Source organism: Shewanella sp. 0m-8 (assembly GCF_052977265.1).
In genome coordinates, this window is sequence record NZ_JBRIMB010000015.1 from 16,629 (window position 1) to 36,836 (window position 20,208).

The following is a 20,208-nucleotide window of genomic DNA, read 5'->3' on the forward strand; positions in this document are numbered from 1 at the left end:
GTTTTTCCTTTAAAGTCTAGGCTTTAAAAAATTGGTCTACGCATCACGTAGCAAGCGGTTGCCTGCTTCTGCGAGTTTTTCGGCGCTCTTCATCAGTTTGACCTGTACTTCAAACTGACGGCTCAAATCCATCGCGGCGATAAGTTCGCCCACGGCTTGGACGTTACTGGCTTCGAGAAAACCGCTGCTGACAGTCACTTCATCACTAGCTGGTAACGGTTGGCGGTCGGCGGTATACAGCAAGCCATCTAGGCCCTTGCTCATCAGGCCAATATCGGGATTAACCAGCTTGAGCTGGCCAACTTCTTCGATAATGCCGCCTTCATCGGCAATAATGCTGAGTCTGCCGTCATCGCCAACAAAAAGTTCGCGGTATTCTGGCAGTACGATAGGACCGTTGACGCCAGCGACAGGGCGGCCATCTAAGGTGAGCTGGCCGTTGGCATCGGGGGTGATGGCACCTGAGCGGGTATAACCTTCGCCTTCAGCTGTCATCACTGAGAACAAACCTGCATCGTTGATGGCGAGATCTAAGGTTCTACCTGTAGGGTTCATGGCGCCACTTTGCAGATTGAAACCACTGCTCTGGGTTTGGGCGAGCACACGTGTCTGTAAGCTATTACCTGTCGGGGCAATAATCATGGCATTAACGCGCTCTAAGTCAGCTTTAAAGCCTGTGGTATCAGCGTTGGCGAGGTTGTTGGCGCGGATCGCTTGCGCCTCCATCACTCTGGCGGCGCCTTTTGCTGCTGTATATATCATTCTGTCCATGAGTCAGCCTTAAATCGCGTTTAGCAAGGCTTGTTGCATGGTGGAGTTAGTATCTAACACCTTGGCATTCGACTGATAGTTACGCTGCGCCGTCATCAAGTTAACCATTTCGGCGGTTTGATCGACGTTTGAACCTTCAAGGTAACCGCCCGCAATTGAACCTAAGGTGCCGGTAGTTGGTGTGCCTATGATTGGCTGACCCGCAGCATTCGTTGCAGCCCAAGCATTGTTACTCTGAGGAATTAAGCCGTTAGGGTTATTGAAATCAGCTAGAACGACTTGGCCTTGTAACTGCTCTTGACCGTTGGTGTAAGTTCCGTAGAGCATGCCGCTTTCATCTAAGCGAATACCATTTAGCTCACCAGAGGTGTAACCGTTTTGGCTAAGGCTTGAGTTGTTATAGTCAGAAGCGTATTGAGTGCTCTTGTTATAGCTCAGCGCTAGGCTCATGTTTGAAGCACCGCCAATAATATTTGGGTCGGTGATATTGAGCGTCAGATCTTTACCTGCGGTTAGCATACCGTCTGAGTCGAAACTTAGCTGGTGGCCACCTGCTGGAGTCACATCTGTGTCGCCCATCATGTAGTGTACAGACCAAGAGTTGTCAGCGGTCTTAACGTAGTATTGGGTCAGAGCATGCTCGTTACCGAGTGAATCATAGGCTGTTACAGTGCTTGAAGAGTGATAGGTCGAAGCATCATCTGAGTCGAACGGGGTTGTTGCAGGGTCAATCTCTTCGACTCTAGCATCTAAGTTAGAGATCAAGCCAATGGTTGAGGTCGCTTGGGCAGGTAGGGCTCCGGCTTGTACTTGTAGGTCGGTAACGTTACCTGTCTGCAGATTACCAGCAGCACTCACTGAGTATCCCTGTAAACGGTTGCCTGCAGGGTCAGTAACAAAGCCATCAGCATTTTGGTTAAACATACCGGCTCTTGAGTACATGGTGCTGCCGTCTTGGCCGCTTAGCATAAAGAAACCATCGCCTTGAATACCCATATCTAGTTGGCGACCAGTGTAAGTTAAGCTACCGCCAGCACTGAAGTTTTGGCTGGTATTCATTACGTTCACACCGCCAGCTTGACCGCCATTGTAAATGGCTGAAAACTCACTGCGACCACTGCGAAATCCGATGGTAGATGAGTTAGCAATGTTATTACTGATAGTGTTTAGATCTTGTGTGGTTGCTTGTAAGCCGCTTAACGCAATATTGAAAGACATCGATCAATCCTTTAAACCAATTATGAAACTTCAGAGATTTCAAGCACCGAAATCGTGCCTAGACCATTACCGAGCTCAGCCATCATCATTCCTGATGCGCTGATGAAATGTATTTTTTCGATTTCAGCTTTTACGAAGGTATCAGCTGTTTTACTGACTTCTCCAGCCGTGGTGTTAGCCACAATGCTGTATTCACCTGCAGGCAGTTCTAATGCTTGTGGGTCGATAGTGAAACTGCGATCGCCCGCTTCTTGTGGGCCCATTTCTAAGCTGTGTACCACTTCACCGTGCTCATCGACGATATCGATACTCAAGTTTTCAACCGAGCTGTCGAGATAGACTTTGCCGTCGATAGGAGTGCCGTCGAGGCTAAACTCAGAGGCGGGTACCATGGCATCTTTACCGACAAGCTGTGCTGACTGCACAATACCTAGGTTTTCCATGATCACCATTTGCGTCGATTGGTTAGCACGCATCTGCTCAAGACTTTCAACTTGAGAAAACTGAGCTAGTTGACTGACATATTCAGTACCATCAATCGGATTGGTTGGGTCTTGGTTTTTAATTTGAGCAATCATCAAGGTCATGAATTCGTTCTTGATAGATGCAGAGTCATTCCCCGGTGAATTAACGACGTTATTGGTATTATTGGTGCTTGCTGTATTGGTAACGTTCATTATTTCGCTCCTAGCTGCAGTAAACCTTGCTGCATTGAGCGGGCGCGGTTCATGATTTCAACATTGGTTTCAAATGAGCGACTCGCCGCCATCATGTCTGCCATCTCTTCAATGGTATTGACGTTGGAGTAAGCGACATAACCTTGCTCATCGGCATAAGGGTGATCGGGTTCATAGCGAAGATCCAGCGGCGCATCAGATTGCACTATGGCAGATACTTCCACATGAGCACCGGCGACTTGACCTTCTTGAGTCTGTTTATAGATGGTCGAGAATACAGGCTTTAATGCGCGAAATGCTTCATCTGGACTTTCTGCAGCGGCCCCTGCATTGGCTAAGTTACTGGCAACCGTATTAAGACGAATGGTTTGGGCGTTCATTCCCGCCCCCGCAATCTGGTAAATTTCTGCAAATGACATAAGAGGTTATTGACCTTCGATAGCGGTACGTAAGCCAGAAATCTTCATATTGAGGAAGGTTAGGCTGGTTTGATAATCCATGGAGTTTTGCGAGTATCTTGCCTGCTCTTTTCCTAGTTCGACCGTGTTTTGGTCGGCTGATGTTTGATAAGGCACGCGATAACTGGCTTGATAATTTCGGTCTGGAGACATACCCGCGTTGATCTGCAGCATCACATTTTTGAAGTCGAGATCTCGCGCCTTGTAGCCTGGAGTCTCTGCATTGGCCAAATTACCAGCCAGCATCTTGCTGCGCTCGACTCTGAAATCTAACGTGTGCGGGTGAATGCCCAATGCGGCATCAAGGTTGATAGCCATTACGACTCCTAGTATGGTGTATCCAGTTTAATTACTGCTTGACTATTCAATTAGTGTGCCAATAGTTTTAGGTGAGGTTTTTCAATGGTTTGCATAAATGTGCGGCGCAAGATCGGAACCTGTGTTTCCTGCTTCCTCCTGTGTATTTCCGGTTTGTTTCCGCTGTTAAGTACCGCACAAACTGCGCTGGACGCACCGCAGCAAATAGATCAGGCATTTAGTCAGTTGTTATCTACAGAGTTAGAGTTATGGCAACAACAAGCCGGTTTAACTCAGCTAAGTTCTGATATTAAGATCAAGATACCCTCGGGTGCGAAGAGGTTAGAGCTTTGCCCTTCAAAGCCCATCATCGATGTCGGTTCTGGTATCCCTTTGGGCAATGTGCAGCGTAAGGTGAGTTGTGATGTTCTGGGCTGGAGTCTTTATGTTCGAGCGTCGGTAAGCGTTAGTGTAAAAATCCCCGTCGCCAATCGGGTGCTTAAGCGTGGGGAGCATATCTTGACCGCAGATATCGATTGGAAGGTGATTAAGTTGCGGCCATCTGATAGAGATTTAGTGACGGTTTTTGATGAAATTGTTGGTCGGCAGGTTGTGCGCAAGGTGCGTCGTTATCAGCCGATCAGGGCGTTGCAACTGAGTGCACCTCAGTGGGTCAATATTGGTGACCGAGTCATTATCGAAGCGAGAAGCAATGGTTTCTACGCCAACATGCCGGGCGAGGCGTTGGAAGGGGGCGGTGAGGGGGAGGCGATTCGGGTTAAGAACCTTAGCTCTGGCAAGATCATCTCCGCTTATCCGGTTGCTAAGGGACGGGTCGCAACGCAGTTTTAATGCCCTGATGGTGTAACGATTTATTAAATCGCGCTGCTATTTCAGAATGGGCTGTATGGTGTCGCTTTACTTCCTATAGTAGGCGTATTTGAGGCAGGCATTATGGAAATAAACAAGATAAACAGCACAATCAATGCTGAAATGGGCACAAGTAAGAGCAAGACTCAAAGCTTGCTCCAGCCGCAAGAGAGCCCCGTTTCTGCACAGATAAAACCTCAGCAAGAAGTGAGTGCAGACTGCAGGTTGATTGAACACAGTCAGCATCGCCTTGAGCAGTTGCCTGACTTTGATCTCGCCAAAGTTGCAGAGGTGCGTCAGTCGTTGATCGATGGCAGTTTTGACCTCGATCTTGAGAAGTTAACCGATGCTATGGTGTTACAGCATGGGTGAGTCGAGTCAGAGCATCAGTAAGCGAGAGTTAGTGCAGGGAATAGTGCGCGGCATTCGCCAAGATATTGAAGGCTATAAGCAGCTTAAAAGTCTGTTAAAGCGCCAACGAGAATTGATGCAACGTCGAGATAATGCGGGTCTTAAGCATCATAATGAACATCAATCGAGTTTGTGCGATAGCTTAATGAATAAGGCCAGCGAACGACGTAGGACCTTACAAAAATTAGGTTTTGCGGGTAATGCCAGTGGCATGGTGGCGCTAATTGCTAAGCTGCCTCCGTCGTCATCGGTGCAGGTGTCTATGTTGTGGGAAAATTTACTGTTGTTGGTGAAAGAGAGCCAGCAGGTGAATGAAGCCAACGGTAAGTTATTAGTGTCTCAGCAAGAGATTATTAACCAATTGCTGCAGCGCGAAAATGACAGTGCTATCGATTACGGCAATATACGTTAACCGCCAGTTTATTAGCGGGTCGCATAGCGCGCTGCTAGATCATCTAATTGTTTCTGCTCTTGCTTTTGCTGTAATAGATCACGCTGAAGCAATCTTTCTTTGTATAACCATTGTAAGCCTTGCTGGCGACCGAGCTGTTTACGCCAAAGCAGATGCATTCTTTGTTGCTCTTGTTGCAGTAATAACTGCTTGCGAGTTAATTGTTTCAACATGGGTTCGATGGCTTGGATCATCTGTGCGCTATTTTGCAGCATCATTACCGTACCGCCAGTAATATTGACTTGAGTGTAGTCGGTGACCATCTGTCCAAGCTGCAGCTTTTGCTGTGCTATGGTGTCTATCTTGCTCTGCGCTGCATTTCGCTGTAGCCCAAGTTGGCTGAGTTTTTTCTCTTCTTGCTGACATAATCTGAGTAATTGCTTCATCTAAATTTTTTCCACTATCTATTCGGCTGAAAGAGAAAAACCCATCTGACTAACTAATAGTTCTAAGGCGCTGAGGCTTTGATTCAGGTCGGCTTGGGTATGGGTCCCTTGGCGTAAGAATGCTGCCATTTGTGGATAGCTTTTTACTGCCATATCCATCTCAAGATCATGTCCTGCTTGGTAGCCACCTAAGGGTAATAGCTCTTTCACTTCGTTATAGCGGCTATTGAGATGACGAAACCACTGTCCCTGTTTTAGGCTATTTTGACTCGCAACCTGAGTGGCTAAGCGGCTGACTGAAGCGCCGATATCGATGGCTGGAAAGTGTCCCTGCTCTGCTAGCTTACGGCTAAGCACGATATGGCCATCAAGAATAGCTCGAGCGGAGTCGGCGATGGGATCTTGCTGATCATCACCTTCTGTTAATACAGTATAAAAGGCGGTCAGTGTACCGCTGGGGTGCTGACTGTTACCGGCCATTTCCACTAAGCTAGGCAGTTGCGCAAATGCTGACGGCGGGTAACCTTTGGTTGCTGGTGGCTCACCTAAACTCAGCGCAATTTCACGCTGGGCTTGTGCGTATCGAGTTAATGAGTCGACAAGTAGCAGCACCTGCTTACCTTGATCTCGGTAGGCCGCGGCAATGTGGTGACATAGGCGCATGGCGCGCATTCGCATTAAGGGCGTTGTATCGGCAGGGGCGGCAACTACTACGGCGCGTTTACGGCCCTCTTCGCCTAATGACTCTTCGATAAACTCTCTAACTTCTCGACCACGTTCACCAATTAACCCAACGACCACCACATCAGCTTCGGTGAAGCGTGTCATCATGCCTAACAGTACACTTTTACCAACACCAGAACCTGCAAACAGTCCGAGACGTTGACCACGGCCAACGGGGAGTAAGGCATTGATTGCGCGAATACCCACATCTAAAGGTTCGCGGATCGGCTTGCGTAGTAAAGGGTTAATGCCCTTAAACTGCAGAGGTACATGGGGAATATGTTTAATACTGCCTAAGTCATCGAGTGGCTGACCTAAGCCGTCGAGCACACGTCCGAGTAATCCAAGCCCTGTTGGTATTTGACTGCGCCCTTCAATGGGCATAACCCGAGAGCCTGGCATCAAACCGTTAGTGGGCTCAATGGGCATTAGACACAGGGTCTCTTTGTAAAAACCAACGACTTCGGCCTCGACTAATTGATTATCACGGCACTCGACATAACAGCGATCACCAGTGCCAAGTTGGCAGCCGACGGCCTCGAGTAGCAAGCCGTTAACTCGGGTGAGTCGCCCGTAAACTTGGGCGACAGGGACCTTAGGCCAATCTAAAATATCTGCGTTAAACTTCAACGTCAGCCTCGTTTGCTGGGCTGCTTGTTTGCGGCGTATCTTGTAGGTGAGCTTCAACTTGAGCCATACAGCTGTTGAGGCGAGTCTCAACGGATGCATCTGCATCGGCTGTTTCACTGACAATACGGCATCCGCCAGCGCTGATGCTAGGGTCAGCGACTAAGGTCCAAGAGTCAATCTTGTCGGCAGCAAGCTCTTTGAGCTTATCAACAGCACTAGGTTCTAAATGAATTTTAACTTGGCTCGGATCATCGGGCAGGGCTGATAAGGTTTCTTCAATCAAGTTTAAAATTTGCTGTGGCTGCAGGGTGAGTTCACAGCGAATAACCTGCAAAGACACTCGTCGCACAAGATCGAGGATCAATGATTGCTGCTGTAGGATCTGCTGATTGTGACCCTCTTCCAGTAATGCTTTTAGCGCGCCTAATGGGGCAATAATACTGTTAAGTTGGTCATCGATATTGTCTTTGCCTTTTTGCTGACCTTCAATGCGACCTTGGTTAAAGCCCGCAGCATAGCCAGATTGGCGACCTTCCTCTTCACCAGAGCTAAACCCGGCTTGATGCCCTTTGTGTACACCTTCATCGTAGCCTTTATCGAATGCTTGCTGGAAGTCTTGCCAATTAGCGCCTTCAGTGCCGTTTTCGGTGAGAGGGGCCGTTAGAGGCGAAAAACGATGACGGCGAGTATGATGGCCTACAAGACGCCAACGTGGATCGGATTTTGTAAGGAATGGGCTCATTACTCTACCACCTGCTCTTCAAATAACTGTAGTTCGATTTCACCTTCATCCATCATCTGCTTAGCCAGCTCCATAATCTCTTTACGCGCTGCTATCGCTTGGCTTAATGGCACTGTACCAATCGCTTCTACTTGGGTTTCAATTGCCGAAGACATACGTTTTGGTAGGGCTGCAAGTAATGTCATCTTAAGTTCGTTTTCAATACCTTTAAGCGCTAATGCCAATACATCGGCAGGTACAACGGCCATGATCTCTTGTAAGGTTTCAGGCTTTTGACGACCTAAAATAATGAAGTCGAACATGTTGTCGGCCACGTTGCTGGCGAGTTGCTTGTCATGTAGCTTGAGCATTTCCATCAACTGCTCTCTGTCACCATCAAATCGATTGAGAATATCGGCAACTTGACGCACACCACTAATTTGGGTGTGACTTTTCTCCATTGCCATTAGCATGCAGCGCTCGACCAGTTGCTTTAGTTCATCAACCACTTCTCGGTCTAAATCACCAAGCTGAGCAATACGGACAAGCACTTCATCTTGTCCTTCTGCCGGAAGCCCATGTAGTACTTGAGCGGCACTTTCTGGCGGTAATAAACCTAATAGTACGGCTTGTAGCTGGCAGTGTTCATTGGCAATCTCTCGTGCGAGTAACTGAGGGTCAACCCATTCGAGTCGCTTAACTAGCACCTTAATTTCATCGCCATAAATACTGTCGATGAGGCTTTTGGCGACCCTATCTCCGAGCGCCAGATCTAAGGTTTTTTGTAAGTAGGTACGCGACGCTCTGGCGATCCCTGACTGCTCTTGATAGCGGGTAAAAAATCGACCCAATACGGCCTCGGCTTCATGCTGAGTAATACTCGATAACCGCGCCATCTTATGACTTAGGTGCTGTACATCATTGCGATCTAAATGCGCCATGACCTGTGCCGCACCTTTTTCACCCATGCTAAGCAGCAACATGGCTGCTTGTTCTAGGTTGTCCATCTTGATTGTGAGTTCATTATTCACTGTTCGATTTGCCTATTCTTTTAACGCTAAATGCAATGGGTTTATTAAGCTTGATGAGTGTTTTGCTCACTCTCTCTGTCGCTAATCCAATGGGAAATGACCTCGGCAACTCTTGCTGGTTCTTGGTTGGCGAGTAGACTTAGGTGTTCCATCTGCACTGTCAAAGGCGATCCCGGAGCCGGTAAACTCAGATTACTGGTCCAGTTGCTGTTGATGTTGGCATTATTGTTTGCAAGCAAATTATCGGCCGCGGCTTGGACTGCATCTTGGTTTAAATCTGCTGCTGCTTCTGCTGGTGGCATCAATGGCGTCGGCGTTGCTGTCTGTGTGTCTTTAATATTGTGTTCAACGGTACGAGTTAGATGCTGCACCAGCGGGCGTAATACAAAGAAGATCATGCCTAGGCCTAAAATTGCGCCGATAAAATAGCGCAAATAGGCTTGATAGCTTTCACCTTGCCACCAAGGTAGCGGTTCAAATTCAGCAATTTTTACAGGGGCAAAGTTAAAGCTGCTGATACTAAACTGATCACCACGAGCTGCTGAGTAACCAATCGCGTCCTGCACCATGGTGCTCATCTGGTCGAGTTGCGGTTGAGTCCAGCCTGTTTCCCCTGCTGTTTGGTTGTTGAGCAGTACCGAGATCGACAGGTTTTCTAGCTGCATCTGCTGGTAGCGGGTGTGCTTAACTGAGCGACCGACTTCAAACTGGCGGCTTTCTTGTTGGTTTAGATTGCTCGTGCTGTTATTGGTCGCCGCATTTGCCGCTGGTGGCTGGTTACTCAGTGCGCCTGGAATGCCGAGCGCCATATCACCATTTGTTTGGTTCGTGCTTTGCTTTTCTTGGCTAACAACGGTTTGAGGATCGAGGGACTCACGAGTCTCTTCTACCTGGTTAAAGTTGACCAGTGCTGCCACTTGTACTTGAAAGTTGTCTTGACCAAGAATAGGGAGCAGCATGCTAGATGCGCGATTGATAAGACTTTGTTCTAGCTCTTGGGTGTACAGCAATTGTTTATCACGTGCTTGGCTTAGATCTTGATTAGCATTAATTGCCGAACTGAGATGATTACCTTCTTGGTCAACAATTTGTACTCGCTCTGGTGTCATGCCTGTCACACTACCTGCAACTAAATTTGCGATAGAGGTGATCTGTTGGGCTTGTAGCTGTTGTCCCGCGTAGAGATCTAACATTACCGAGGCTGAAGGTAATTCAGGTTGCTGACGAATAAATAGGGTCTTTTTCGGAATGGCTAAGTGGACGCGAGCAGCCTTGACCGCTTTTAGCGCCATGATAGTGCGCGAGAGTTCACCTTCGAGGCTATAGCGATACTTGGCTTGCTCCATAAATTGGCTGGTACCGATAGCCGAAGCGTCGAGCGACTCCATTCCTGATGGGACTTTGGCTTTAACACCGCGAGCAGCAAGCACCATACGGGCGTTGCCGAGTTTATCTTCAGGAACCATTACCAAACCTGATGTTGGATCAAGGCGGTAGCTAATGCCTTCGGCTTCGAGCACCTCAATAATGTGCGAAGTTTCGACATTTTCTTGATTGCCATATAGAGGGCTATAACCTTGGCCTGTGCTCCATAGCATTAACACGATTACGCAGGCTGCAACTATCGCGAGAATGCCGAGTGTCGCAGCATGTCGGTCTCCTCGACTGAACTGATGCCATTTCTGTTTCAGCGAGTTAATACGATCATTGTTGCCATTTACACCTGTCATGACAGGGCTGGTTTGAGTCAATGTGGTTGACATGCTTTTAGTTATCCTTGCTCAAAAAGACTGTTGAGTTTTTGGGCGTTAATACAAGAGAGGTTATAGGGTGCGGCATGATTTAGATCGGCATTTTCATTACGTCATCGAATGCCTGCACTAGGCGATTTCGAATTTGAATCATGGCCGAAAATGCAAGGCTAGACTTTTGAGATGCAACCATGGCGCCAACAAGGTCGTCGCTCTGACCACTATCTACGGCAGCCACCAAGGCTGATGATGCATTTTGATCAGCATTGATGGAGGCAACTTTATGCTTCATTAACTCTGTGAACGAAGCCGGTTGTAGGCCAAAATCTCGCGGATTGGGGCCGACTTTAATCGCTCCCTTTGCCATCTCTGAATGAATATTGAGTTGCTGGATCATTGACTGGGTGCTGGCGATGTTGGCATTTGACATATGTGCTCCTTATTTATCTTTAAAAGCTGGTTATGCAGCATGACCCGATTGCGACAGGATCTGGTCGATATCAATGCCTTCTTCACGCATTTGTACTAGCTTGTATCTTAATGCTCTGGTCGTCATACCTAAGGCTTGAGCCGTGTTACTGCGGTGGCCGTTATAGCGCTTAAGGGTATCTATGAGGTATTGGAATTCAGCTTGGCGTTTTGAGGCTTTAAGCCCTAACTCATTTTGTTCTACCAAGGCTGAACCGTCTTGATTGACTAAACCAAGCTCTTCTGCTTGTAAGGCTTGTCCACGGCGCATAACAAGCGCTCGTTGAATGGTATTTTCTAGCTCTCGCACATTACCGGGCCAGTCGTGGCTTAAGAGTAAGTTTCGTGCTTGTTCACTGAAGTAGCATTGCTGATTAGCCGCCAGAATTTTATATCGTTGTAGAAAATGGTCAGCAATAGGCAGAATATCTTCACGTCTCTGGCGCAGTGGCGATATCTTGATAGGCAGTACATCTAAGCGGTAGAAGAGATCTTCTCTAAATTTACCGTCTTGCACTGCTTGGCGTAGATCTTTATTGGTGGCGGCAATGACCCGGATATCTAGCGTAATCGATTTGTGACTGCCTAGTCGTTCAACCTCTCTCTCTTGTAGGACTCGCAGTAGCTTGGCCTGCAAAAGCAGTGGCATTTCGCCGATTTCGTCGAGCAGCAATGTGCCGCCATTGGCGAGTTCGAATTTACCTGGCTGGTCTGTTGTTGCACCGGTAAAGGCCCCTTTGATGTGGCCAAACAGAATCGACTCTAAAATACTTTCAGGGATAGCAGCACAATTAATCGCGATAAAGGCTTTATCTGCACGATTAGAATGGCGGTGAATATAGCGGGCGAGCGGCTCTTTGCCGGTACCGCTTTCACCGGTGAGTAGCACGGTCGCTTCGGTATTGGCGGCGCGATGAGCCAGCATCAATAGTTGGCGGCTAACAGGGGCCGCACAAATTAACTCATTATTGGGCAGCTCTAATCGGCGTAACCTTTGTAGTAGTGAGCACAGTTGCTCTTCATCTATTGGCAGTAACAAATAATCTTGTACACCGCACTGCATCGCGATACTGGCTAACTCTGTTTGTTCGGGATCGAGTAGGGCGACTTGATGCTTGCCCGGAAATTGTCGTAACTGTGCGGCCACATTTTGATTGCTGCAATGAGACAGGTTGATCAAGCTTAACCAAGGGCGATTGTTATTATCGGATTGCCATAGATTAAAGCCTTGTTGTATCAACTTACTTTGACTCGATTGCGTCAGCTCTGTATCGACAAACCTTAAACTAGAACGATTCATTTTTAGCTCTCAAAGCTGAGGTTACTGCAGCATTTTTCGCTGATTTGACTAAGCGTAAAGTGACTCGACGGTTTAGCTCTCGTCCTTCAGTGTTGTTATTGCTGGCGATTGGGGCTCGGGTACCGTGATGACGTGTTTGGATCATCTGTGCCGGAACGCCTAGCTCTATTAACCGAGAGACCACTTCGTCGGCGCGTTCTTTACTGAGTACCAAGTTTGCCAAGTGGTCACCAGAAGCATCGGCGTGACCGTCGATCAGCACTTCAACGATACTAGGATCTGCTTGCAGGTAACGGTAAATGGCATACAGGTCTTGTTCATGAGATGTATTTAACAAACTTGAACTTGGGGCAAATAAGAACTCTAGACGTCGCAAATAGGTAAAAGGTTGCGGCAGCAATTGTTGACGACAGAGCCTAAATTGATTGGCTATAGAACTCGTCGATATAGGGCTAGAGCTTATTTGGTAGCCACTACTATCGGCGCTCTTGATATTGACTTGCCAGGTATACCCTTGCTCTAGCGCTTCTAAAAAGGCTGCGGTATTTTTTTGGCTGATTGCTTGTGAGCCAAACCAGTGCAGTGAGGTCGTGGCGATAGGCTGATGCGCTTGCTCCTGCCAAGAAGCGGGAACGACAGAGGCTTGGCTCTGAGCGTTATGTAAACTAAGCCAGTCAGCTTGCAAAGCAAAACTCAGTGCTTCACCTGGGTTCGCTTTTAATGCGAGCGTACCGAAGCTTGCGACTCTATGAGTAATCTCGCAGCCAAATTGATCGCCTACAAATTGCCAATGAGCTTTTTCAAAAGGAGTTTGATAGTTAATTGGTGCCGCAAATGCGTTATTTGTGATGTTTTTACAAATAAAAACAAAACAGATTAATATATAAACTGATAGTTTCAATTTCCAATAACCCTTAAAAGTAGATACTGTGATTTTATTGTTTTTATATTTGTCTTTTTAAGGTTGTCAATTAAACACGTAATACTAAACTATGTAAAACTTTTTATTTGTATTTTGTGCTTGAATCAGATTTTTAAAACTTTAGTTAAAGTTAAGTGTATTTGGTTCAGATGTGATGTAAGCTTGCCGCCATTATTTAACAGCGTTAAATTGTTCGATTTTAATACGTATCGCTTTTTCTCTCTTTGTTTTTGATGAAGGTGTGGTCTTGTAGGTGTTTGTTTTTAAGGTTTATTTTAATTTGATTGAAAAAATAACAAAATAAATTAAAGTTTTCTTTAATACAGTCGCTTTATAGGTGGGTTTTATTTTTTGCTTTTTTGGTGGCTTGTTTTATGTTAATTCTTTTTGTTGGTATAAATAATATTCTAGCTGATCATTGAAAGTGATTTTTTATTTAGTCATTATTTTGTCGCGCGTCATTTAAATAGCGCTTTTATTTTTTCGTCGATTATTTGACGTTATTTTGTTGTGGAATTTAGGATGAAAACAACCGCTAAAGCCAATTTGATCAAATCGAGCCAAGGGATAGATGTAAGGCCTGTGGTCTTGATAAAGGAAAAGTTGGCTAGAAGTCGATTATTAATGCAATTAGAGTCATGTCGGCGACCTATAATGGATGCTGTTAATGAATTGCTGACGCCTATAACTCGACAGGGACATTACGCTTTATCAAAAGTATCGTTGAGTGCAAAAACTAATGTCATTAATCCTCAATTACATCATGCTTGGTTTTTGCTTAGTTATAACCGTGTCGATCTGGGGTGGTGGTTAATAGATAAGTGCACTTTAGATCAGCTTGCAAGTGGCTACTATGGTAGCTGCTCTAGTGCGCTAAAGTCTCCTATGAGAGCACCGAGTCAGTCTGAATTTCGCTTAGTTAAACGTTTGATGATGGCGGTGATAAAAACACTGCCGATAACGGAGATAGATGAAGAAAAACTGGAGCTGGAATTGGTGATGAATACCACACCGATTAAAGCGCCAGTGTGTTGTGAGTTATCTTTCCCTGCTGCCCATGCAGGTCCTTCAATCTGCTTTTATATGGCAGAGTACCTATTAGAGTTGATGGCTGAACAGCCAAGCCAATATCAGGCTGATCCAGCCTTATCTGAAAAGTTGGCGCATCGACTCAAACAGATCCCATTGCGAACATTACTCGAATTGGGGCATCAGAGCATGCCTGTTACTTCTCTACAGAGTTTGGTTGTTGGCGATATTCTGCCGATGAATTTGCATTCTCGCTGCCCTGTTACCGTGGGTAAACGTCCACTTTTTTACGCCACAGTTCATACCCATGAGGGACAGATGGTGGCCAAATTGACCCAAGAAGCCTTTCAAATGGAGGAACAATCCAATGGCTGAACATAATATTCTACAAGATGAAGACTTTTTACTCGATGATGATTTTTTTGCCGATGAGCAAAGCCGTGAGCCAAAAGTTCAAGCTAAGCCGGTAAGAGATATGTCTTTTTTCAATCAGCTTCCGGTACATGTGACTTTAGAGCTTGCTAGCGTAGAGATGTCTCTCGGCGAGTTGGCACAGATGGGTGAAGGTGATGTTGTGGCACTCGATCGTATGGTGGGAGAGCCATTGGATATTAGAGTTAATGGTGCCTTATTAGGACGTGGGGAAGTAGTTGAAGTGAATGGTCGTTATGGTGTGCGCTTGCTCGAAGTGGAAGCGACCAGCCTAACTGGAGCTGTTGACTAACTATGTGGCGAGTGTTGCTGGTTTTTGGGTTGTGTTTTTCATCGGCGGCTTATGCGAGTGATGGATTAACGTTATTTTCTCTAGCTGATGGTGATAAGACACAAGCTGTGAGTGTAAAGCTGGAAATCTTAGCCTTGATGACAGTGCTGAGTTTTCTGCCCGCATTATTAATGATGCTCACCAGCTTCACTCGAATAATTGTAGTGTTAGCCATTCTACGTCAAGCCTTAGGTTTGCAGCAAAGCCCGCCAAACAAGGTATTAATCGGTATCGCTTTAGTGATGACCATTTTTATTATGCGACCCGTTGGACAAGAGATCTATGACGATGCTTTTCTACCCTACGATATGGGGCAGATAGAGCTTCCTGAGGCTGTGGCACGTGGCGAGGTGCCATTGCGTCAATTTATGTTGGCGCAAACCCGAGAAACTGATCTTGAGCAGATGCTAAAAATTGCTGATGAACCTACCACATTAACCGCTGATGAAATCCCCTTTTTTGTACTCATGCCTGCATTTGTATTGAGCGAGTTAAAGACGGCATTCCAGATTGGTTTCCTGCTGTTTTTACCTTTTTTGGTGATCGATCTGGTGGTCGCCAGCGTGCTGATGTCTATGGGGATGATGATGCTGTCGCCACTAATTATCTCTTTGCCCTTTAAATTAATGGTGTTTGTGTTAGTCGATGGTTGGTCGATGACGGTGAGTACCTTGGTGGCAAGTTATGGTTAGCGCATTGTTTAATCGTAATATTTGTCCGCAGAGAGATTGTTGATGAAGACAGTTAATAATGATGAAACACTTAATATTTCAATCATAGACATGATTTACCTGACGTTGAGTTTATTGGTGTCAGCGTTAGTTATATTCAATGATTGGCCGGCAGTGATTAGCTTTTTGATCAATAGAGTCGCTTAGCGCAATGGGTGTAAATGAACTCACAGCGCTATTTGCTGAAGCTATCTTTCTTGTCGTCGCTATGGTGGGCGTTTTGGTTGTACCAGGGTTAATGGTCGGCTTGTTTATTGCGGTTTTTCAAGCAGCGACTCAGGTGAATGAACAAACTCTTAGCTTTTTACCAAGGCTGGTGATCACTTTATTGATGGTTGTGTTTGCGGGAGAGTGGTTGCTGATGAAAATTTGCGACTTTTTTGATCGCTTATTTCTAAATATTCCCCATCTTATTGGCTGAGGACGAATAGCTTGTTATCGCTTACCTCAATCCAGAATAGCAGTGTTATCGAAACCTCTTATTGGCTATGTATGGCTCGTTTACCGTTATTGAACCTAGTCCATCTGGAGGCTGCTAAAGCTTACCGGATAAGGAGGCATATTTGCTGTCACTGACCTCTGTCCAGATAAGTACTTTTATTGGTACGTTTTGGTGGCCATTTTGCCGCATTATGGGGGCATTTATGGTGATGCCTTTTCTGGGTAATAACTACATTCCTGCCACGGTTCGTATCCTATTAGCTCTTAGTATATCGGCGCTAATCGCCCCTATGCTACCGCCTTTTCCGGAGGTTGATGCAGTCTCTTTTCAGGCATTGATATTAGGGCTAGAACAATTGCTAATTGGTTTTATGCTGGCACTATTCTTGTCCATTATGATCCATGTTTTAACCTTATTTGGCGCGATGATGTCGATGCAAATGGGCTTGTCGATGGCGGTGATGAATGACCCGTCCAGTGGTGGCTCAAACCCCATTCTTGGACTGTGGTTTATGTTATATGGCACGCTGTTATTTTTAGCACTAGATGGCCATTTGGTGGCCATTGGCATCTTAGTGGATAGTTTTAGGTTGTGGCCAATTGGGATGGGCGTGTTTGATTTACCCTTAATGGGACTCATTGCGCGTTTCTCTTGGATTTTTGCCGCCGCTTTTATGTTGGCACTGCCTGCTATTCTGGCCATGTTAGTGGTCAATCTTACCTTTGGTGTATTGAGCCGCGCTGCACCGTCATTAAATGTATTCGCCTTAGGCTTTCCTATGTCGATGTTGATGGGGTTGCTATGCGTATTTTTCTCATTCAGTGGATTACCGACTCGTTATAGCGACCTCTGTTTAGATGCGTTATCTGCTATGTACCAGTTTATTGGTGGTACAGCGTGAGCAATAAAGACTCTGGCCAGAGTAAAACAGAAAAAGCGACCCCGCAGAAATTAAAGAAGGCCCGTGAACAGGGGCAGGTTCCACGCTCAAAAGATCTGGCTTCTTCGGCGTTGATCATCGGGTGCTCTCTATTACTGACAACAACGGCTGATTGGATTGCCGCTAAGGTTGCAGCAATGACACGAATCAATATGTCATTTACCAAAGCGCAGCTGGATGAGCCCGGAATGATGACGCGCCATTTAGCCTACTCCCTATTGGAAGTGTTAAATATTCTTGGGCCACTGTTTTTGATGGTGGCGTTAATTGCCATGGTGGCTGGCGCTATGCCGGGGGGGCCGATACTTAACTTTAACAATGCTAACTTTAAATACAGCCGTATCGACCCGATTGCTGGATTGGGGCGGATGGCGTCGGTTAAGTCGTTGGTTGAGTTGGTAAAATCCATTCTAAAAATAGTCTTGCTTATTGGTATCATGCTGCTGTTTTTGCAGAAGAACTTTCAAGCCTTGATGGCAGTGAGTCAGCTGCCTATCGACGAAGCCGTTACGCGCGGTATTGAGATGTTGAGTTTGGCTATGCTCTATATGGGGTTAGGTCTGCTGGTGATCACTTTTATCGATGTGCCGTATCAGTATTGGCATCATCATAAAGAGCTAAGAATGTCACTGCAAGAAGTGAAAGATGAGCATAAGCAGCAAGATGGTAAACCTGAAATCAAGGCTAAGATCCGCCAAATGCAGCAACGTCTTAGCCGTTCACGAGCCGATATTTCGGTGCCTAAAGCCGACGTATTATTAGTTAACCCAAGTCATTATGCGGTCGCGCTTAAATATGACATGACCAAGGCTGATGCGCCTTATGTATTGGCTAAGGGCACCGATGAGTTAGCGCTCTATATGCGTGATATTGCTAAGCGTAGTGGGGTCGAGGTCATTGAATTACCACCACTGACTCGTGCCATCTACTACTCGACTCAAATTGAACAGCAGATCCCAGCGGGCTTATTTGTCGCTATCGCCCACATTCTGAGTTATGTGATGCAACTGAGAGCGGCAAGACAAGGCAAACAGGCTAAGCCTGAGCCTTTGCCACACTTCTATATTCCTAAAAATTTACAACATGATTAAAGGTTATTTGTATTAATGAACTGGTTTAAGCGTACTTTTGCCGGTAGCCCAGGCTATATCGGCATTCCAATCATGCTACTTGCAGTCTTGGCTATGGTGATCTTGCCATTGCCGCCATGGTTATTGGATATCTTATTTACCTTCAATATTGTGCTCGCAGTGATGGTGCTATTGGTGGGTGTTTCAATTCGTAGGCCATTAGAGTTTTCGGTATTCCCGACCGTCTTGCTGCTTGCGACTTTACTGCGTTTAACGCTAAACGTGGCCTCGACTCGAGTGGTATTGATTGAAGGCCATGAAGGGGGAGATGCTGCAGGTAAAGTGATTCAGGCCTTTGGTGAGGTGGTGATCGGCGGCAACTATGTTGTCGGTGCGGTGATTTTCTTAATCTTGATGATCATTAACTTTGTGGTGATCACCAAAGGTGGCGAGCGAATTTCAGAGGTGTCGGCACGTTTCACCCTAGACGCTTTGCCCGGTAAGCAGATGGCAATTGATGCCGACCTGAATGCCGGTGTATTGTCACAGGATCAGGCCAGAGATAGACGTCAAGAGGTTGCGCGTGAAGCCGACTTCTATGGCTCGATGGATGGTGCCTCTAAGTTTGTGCGTGGTGACGCGATTGCCAGTATTTTGATCTTAGTGATTAATATGCTCGGTGGTTTGGCGATCGGTATTTTCATGCATGATCTCAGCACCAGTGAAGCATTTAAGACCTATGCATTATTGACGATTGGTGATGGCTTGGTAGCGCAAATACCGTCGTTGCTACTCGCAACCGCTGCCGCAATTATCGTAACGCGTGTCTCTGATGCTGAAGAGATGCCAGAGCAATTGCGTCAGCAGTTGTTGGCAAACCCTAAAACGTTAGTCACCTCAGCGGGGGTCATGTTTATTCTTGGCATCGTGCCTGGTATGCCAACGTTTGTGTTCTTGTCATTTGCTGTCATCTTAGGATTTGTGGCTTGGAAGCAGAGTCAACTTCAGCCAGAAATTGCTGAATCTAAAGTAGAACAATTACGGGAAACTAGCCTAAGTGAACCTTCGGCGCCGAGTTGGGACGCATTACCTTATACCGATTTAATCGAGGTACGTTTAGGTTATCGCTTGGTGCATTTAGTTGAGCGCAGCAAAGGCGCTGAACTGCAAAAGCGTTTAACCGGGATTCGTCGCACCTTGTCTGAGCAGGCGGGTTTTTTGCTGTCTGAAGTGCGGGTTCGCGATAACTTGTCGCTGGCTCCCAATGCATACCAGATTAATTTGATGGGGAACCCGGTCGTTACCTCAGAGCTGGAACCTGAACGTCTAATGGCGATTAAGAGTGGCCCTGTGTTTGGTGATATAGATGGAGTCATCACCAAGGAGCCAGCCTATCAGATGGATGCCATCTGGATTGAGCAAGACAATAAAGCTAAAGCGCTAAACCTTGGGTACTCCGTGGTGGATAACGCTACGGTTATTGCAACTCATGTGAGTAAGCTTATTCGTGAGTCGTTGCCTGATATGTTGCAGCATGATGATGTGCTTGCCTTGAGTGACCGCTTAGCCAAGCAAAGTCCAAAATTGGCTGAGTCACTCAATAGCGCCCTAACGCCAATTTTACAGTTGAAGGTGTATCGTTTACTGCTTAAAGAGCAGGTGTCGCTGAAAGATATTCGCACCATTGCCACCACTTTGCTTGATTGCAGTGAAAATAGTAAAGATCCTGTGTTGCTTGCAGCCGATGTACGCTGCGCGCTGCGTCACTCTATTTTGCATTCTATTGTGGGTACTGAGCCTAAGCTCAATGTCATGACTCTGGCACCTGAACTAGAACAAACTCTGATGTCAGCGCTTAATCAATCTCAGCAGCAAGGTAAAGGCTCGCTCGATAGTTTTCCGGTCGATCCTCAATTGCTGGCCCAGTTGCAGCAACGTATGCCGCAGTTATTGGCGCAAGCAAAAGAGCATGGCCACAGTCCGCTATTGTTGGTGTCACCGCAATTACGGCCTATCTTGGCTCGCTATGCGCTAGCCTTTGCTCGGGGGCTACATGTGCTGTCTTATAATGAGATCCCAGAGACTCGGGAGCTAATGGTTGCAGGGCAGTTAGGTTAATTGAACACAAAAAAGGGATAGCGTCGCGCT

At 46.5% G+C, this 20,208-nt stretch carries 23 protein-coding genes; 10 read left to right on the plus strand and 13 right to left on the minus strand.

The window, feature by feature from the left end:
* Positions 1-36: 36 nt before the first annotated feature.
* From ACVBIO_RS09645 to ACVBIO_RS09665, 5 genes are read right to left on the minus strand one after another with little or no spacing between them, the layout of a single operon-like run.
* Positions 37-771 carry a flagellar basal body rod protein FlgF gene (locus ACVBIO_RS09645; RefSeq protein ID WP_447164199.1) on the minus strand — a complete coding sequence of 245 codons (735 nt, stop codon included), beginning with the start codon at positions 769-771 and terminating at the stop codon, positions 37-39.
* Between the two features lie 9 nt (positions 772-780).
* A complete protein-coding gene (gene flgE / locus ACVBIO_RS09650) occupies positions 781-1,989 on the minus strand; it encodes a flagellar hook protein FlgE (protein ID WP_447161004.1) in 1,209 nt (402 codons plus the stop codon).
* A 20-nt stretch (positions 1,990-2,009) separates the two neighbouring features.
* The gene (locus ACVBIO_RS09655; RefSeq protein WP_447161005.1) at positions 2,010-2,666 is read right to left on the minus strand and encodes a flagellar hook assembly protein FlgD; all 657 of its coding nucleotides are present in this window, start codon (positions 2,664-2,666) and stop codon (positions 2,010-2,012) included.
* Positions 2,666-3,085: a flagellar basal body rod protein FlgC gene (flgC, locus tag ACVBIO_RS09660; RefSeq protein ID WP_447161006.1), complete on the minus strand. Its 420-nt coding sequence runs from the start codon at positions 3,083-3,085 to the stop codon at positions 2,666-2,668. Before flgC ends, ACVBIO_RS09655 begins: the two co-directional genes overlap by 1 nt.
* A gap of 6 nt (positions 3,086-3,091) precedes the next feature.
* Entirely contained in the window at positions 3,092-3,442 is a 351-nt protein-coding gene (locus ACVBIO_RS09665) for a flagellar basal body rod protein FlgB (protein WP_447161007.1), read from the minus strand.
* A 99-nt stretch (positions 3,443-3,541) separates the two neighbouring features.
* On the opposite strand from ACVBIO_RS09665, the gene flgA reads away from it, so the two are divergent.
* The 3 genes from flgA (at position 3,542) to flgN (ending at position 5,114) form a co-directional block, all read left to right on the plus strand.
* Positions 3,542-4,273 carry a flagellar basal body P-ring formation chaperone FlgA gene (flgA, locus tag ACVBIO_RS09670; protein ID WP_447172481.1) on the plus strand — a complete coding sequence of 244 codons (732 nt, stop codon included), beginning with the start codon at positions 3,542-3,544 and terminating at the stop codon, positions 4,271-4,273.
* A 102-nt stretch (positions 4,274-4,375) separates the two neighbouring features.
* Positions 4,376-4,663 carry a flagellar biosynthesis anti-sigma factor FlgM gene (gene flgM / locus ACVBIO_RS09675; protein WP_447161009.1) on the plus strand — a complete coding sequence of 96 codons (288 nt, stop codon included), beginning with the start codon at positions 4,376-4,378 and terminating at the stop codon, positions 4,661-4,663.
* Complete coding sequence (gene flgN / locus ACVBIO_RS09680; RefSeq protein ID WP_447161010.1) at positions 4,656-5,114, plus strand: flagellar export chaperone FlgN; 459 nt, start codon at positions 4,656-4,658, stop codon at positions 5,112-5,114. Before flgM ends, flgN begins: the two co-directional genes overlap by 8 nt.
* 11 nt (positions 5,115-5,125) lie before the next feature.
* On the opposite strand, the gene ACVBIO_RS09685 is transcribed toward flgN, so the two are convergent.
* The 8 genes from ACVBIO_RS09685 to ACVBIO_RS09720 form a co-directional block, all read right to left on the minus strand.
* Positions 5,126-5,539 carry a hypothetical protein gene (locus ACVBIO_RS09685; protein ID WP_447161011.1) on the minus strand — a complete coding sequence of 138 codons (414 nt, stop codon included), beginning with the start codon at positions 5,537-5,539 and terminating at the stop codon, positions 5,126-5,128.
* 18 nt (positions 5,540-5,557) lie between these two features.
* Positions 5,558-6,892, minus strand: coding sequence for a FliI/YscN family ATPase (locus tag ACVBIO_RS09690; RefSeq protein WP_447172482.1), 1,335 nt, complete (start codon positions 6,890-6,892; stop codon positions 5,558-5,560).
* Positions 6,882-7,634 (minus strand): flagellar assembly protein FliH, encoded by a 753-nt coding sequence (gene fliH, locus ACVBIO_RS09695; RefSeq protein WP_447172483.1) that lies wholly within the window; start codon positions 7,632-7,634, stop codon positions 6,882-6,884. Before fliH ends, ACVBIO_RS09690 begins: the two co-directional genes overlap by 11 nt.
* Positions 7,634-8,620: a flagellar motor switch protein FliG gene (locus ACVBIO_RS09700; RefSeq protein ID WP_447161101.1), complete on the minus strand. Its 987-nt coding sequence runs from the start codon at positions 8,618-8,620 to the stop codon at positions 7,634-7,636. Before ACVBIO_RS09700 ends, fliH begins: the two co-directional genes overlap by 1 nt.
* 68 nt (positions 8,621-8,688) lie before the next feature.
* Positions 8,689-10,407, minus strand: a complete 1,719-nt coding sequence (fliF, locus tag ACVBIO_RS09705; protein WP_447161014.1) for a flagellar basal-body MS-ring/collar protein FliF — start codon at positions 10,405-10,407, stop codon at positions 8,689-8,691.
* 79 nt (positions 10,408-10,486) lie between these two features.
* Positions 10,487-10,825 (minus strand): flagellar hook-basal body complex protein FliE, encoded by a 339-nt coding sequence (gene fliE / locus ACVBIO_RS09710; RefSeq protein ID WP_447161015.1) that lies wholly within the window; start codon positions 10,823-10,825, stop codon positions 10,487-10,489.
* A gap of 30 nt (positions 10,826-10,855) precedes the next feature.
* Entirely contained in the window at positions 10,856-12,163 is a 1,308-nt protein-coding gene (locus tag ACVBIO_RS09715; protein WP_447169584.1) for a sigma-54 interaction domain-containing protein, read from the minus strand.
* A complete protein-coding gene (locus tag ACVBIO_RS09720; protein WP_447172484.1) occupies positions 12,150-13,064 on the minus strand; it encodes an OmpA family protein in 915 nt (304 codons plus the stop codon). Before ACVBIO_RS09720 ends, ACVBIO_RS09715 begins: the two co-directional genes overlap by 14 nt.
* A 675-nt stretch (positions 13,065-13,739) precedes the next feature.
* Between ACVBIO_RS09720 and ACVBIO_RS09725 the strand changes: the two genes are divergently transcribed.
* From ACVBIO_RS09725 to flhA, 7 genes are all read left to right on the plus strand, one after another.
* On the plus strand, positions 13,740-14,489 hold the full coding sequence (locus ACVBIO_RS09725; protein ID WP_447172485.1) for a FliM/FliN family flagellar motor switch protein: 750 nt from the start codon (positions 13,740-13,742) through the stop codon (positions 14,487-14,489).
* The gene (fliN, locus tag ACVBIO_RS09730; protein ID WP_447161019.1) at positions 14,482-14,838 is read left to right on the plus strand and encodes a flagellar motor switch protein FliN; all 357 of its coding nucleotides are present in this window, start codon (positions 14,482-14,484) and stop codon (positions 14,836-14,838) included. The genes ACVBIO_RS09725 and fliN overlap by 8 nt, the downstream gene beginning before the upstream one ends.
* 2 nt (positions 14,839-14,840) lie before the next feature.
* On the plus strand, positions 14,841-15,569 hold the full coding sequence (gene fliP / locus ACVBIO_RS09735) for a flagellar type III secretion system pore protein FliP (protein ID WP_447161020.1): 729 nt from the start codon (positions 14,841-14,843) through the stop codon (positions 15,567-15,569).
* Between the two features lie 190 nt (positions 15,570-15,759).
* Positions 15,760-16,029 carry a flagellar biosynthetic protein FliQ gene (locus ACVBIO_RS09740; protein WP_447161021.1) on the plus strand — a complete coding sequence of 90 codons (270 nt, stop codon included), beginning with the start codon at positions 15,760-15,762 and terminating at the stop codon, positions 16,027-16,029.
* A gap of 142 nt (positions 16,030-16,171) precedes the next feature.
* Positions 16,172-16,951, plus strand: coding sequence for a flagellar biosynthetic protein FliR (gene fliR, locus ACVBIO_RS09745; protein WP_447169581.1), 780 nt, complete (start codon positions 16,172-16,174; stop codon positions 16,949-16,951).
* Positions 16,948-18,081, plus strand: a complete 1,134-nt coding sequence (flhB, locus tag ACVBIO_RS09750) for a flagellar biosynthesis protein FlhB (protein ID WP_447161023.1) — start codon at positions 16,948-16,950, stop codon at positions 18,079-18,081. Before fliR ends, flhB begins: the two co-directional genes overlap by 4 nt.
* A 15-nt stretch (positions 18,082-18,096) precedes the next feature.
* The gene (gene flhA, locus ACVBIO_RS09755; RefSeq protein WP_447172486.1) at positions 18,097-20,178 is read left to right on the plus strand and encodes a flagellar biosynthesis protein FlhA; all 2,082 of its coding nucleotides are present in this window, start codon (positions 18,097-18,099) and stop codon (positions 20,176-20,178) included.
* Positions 20,179-20,208 lie beyond the last annotated feature (30 nt).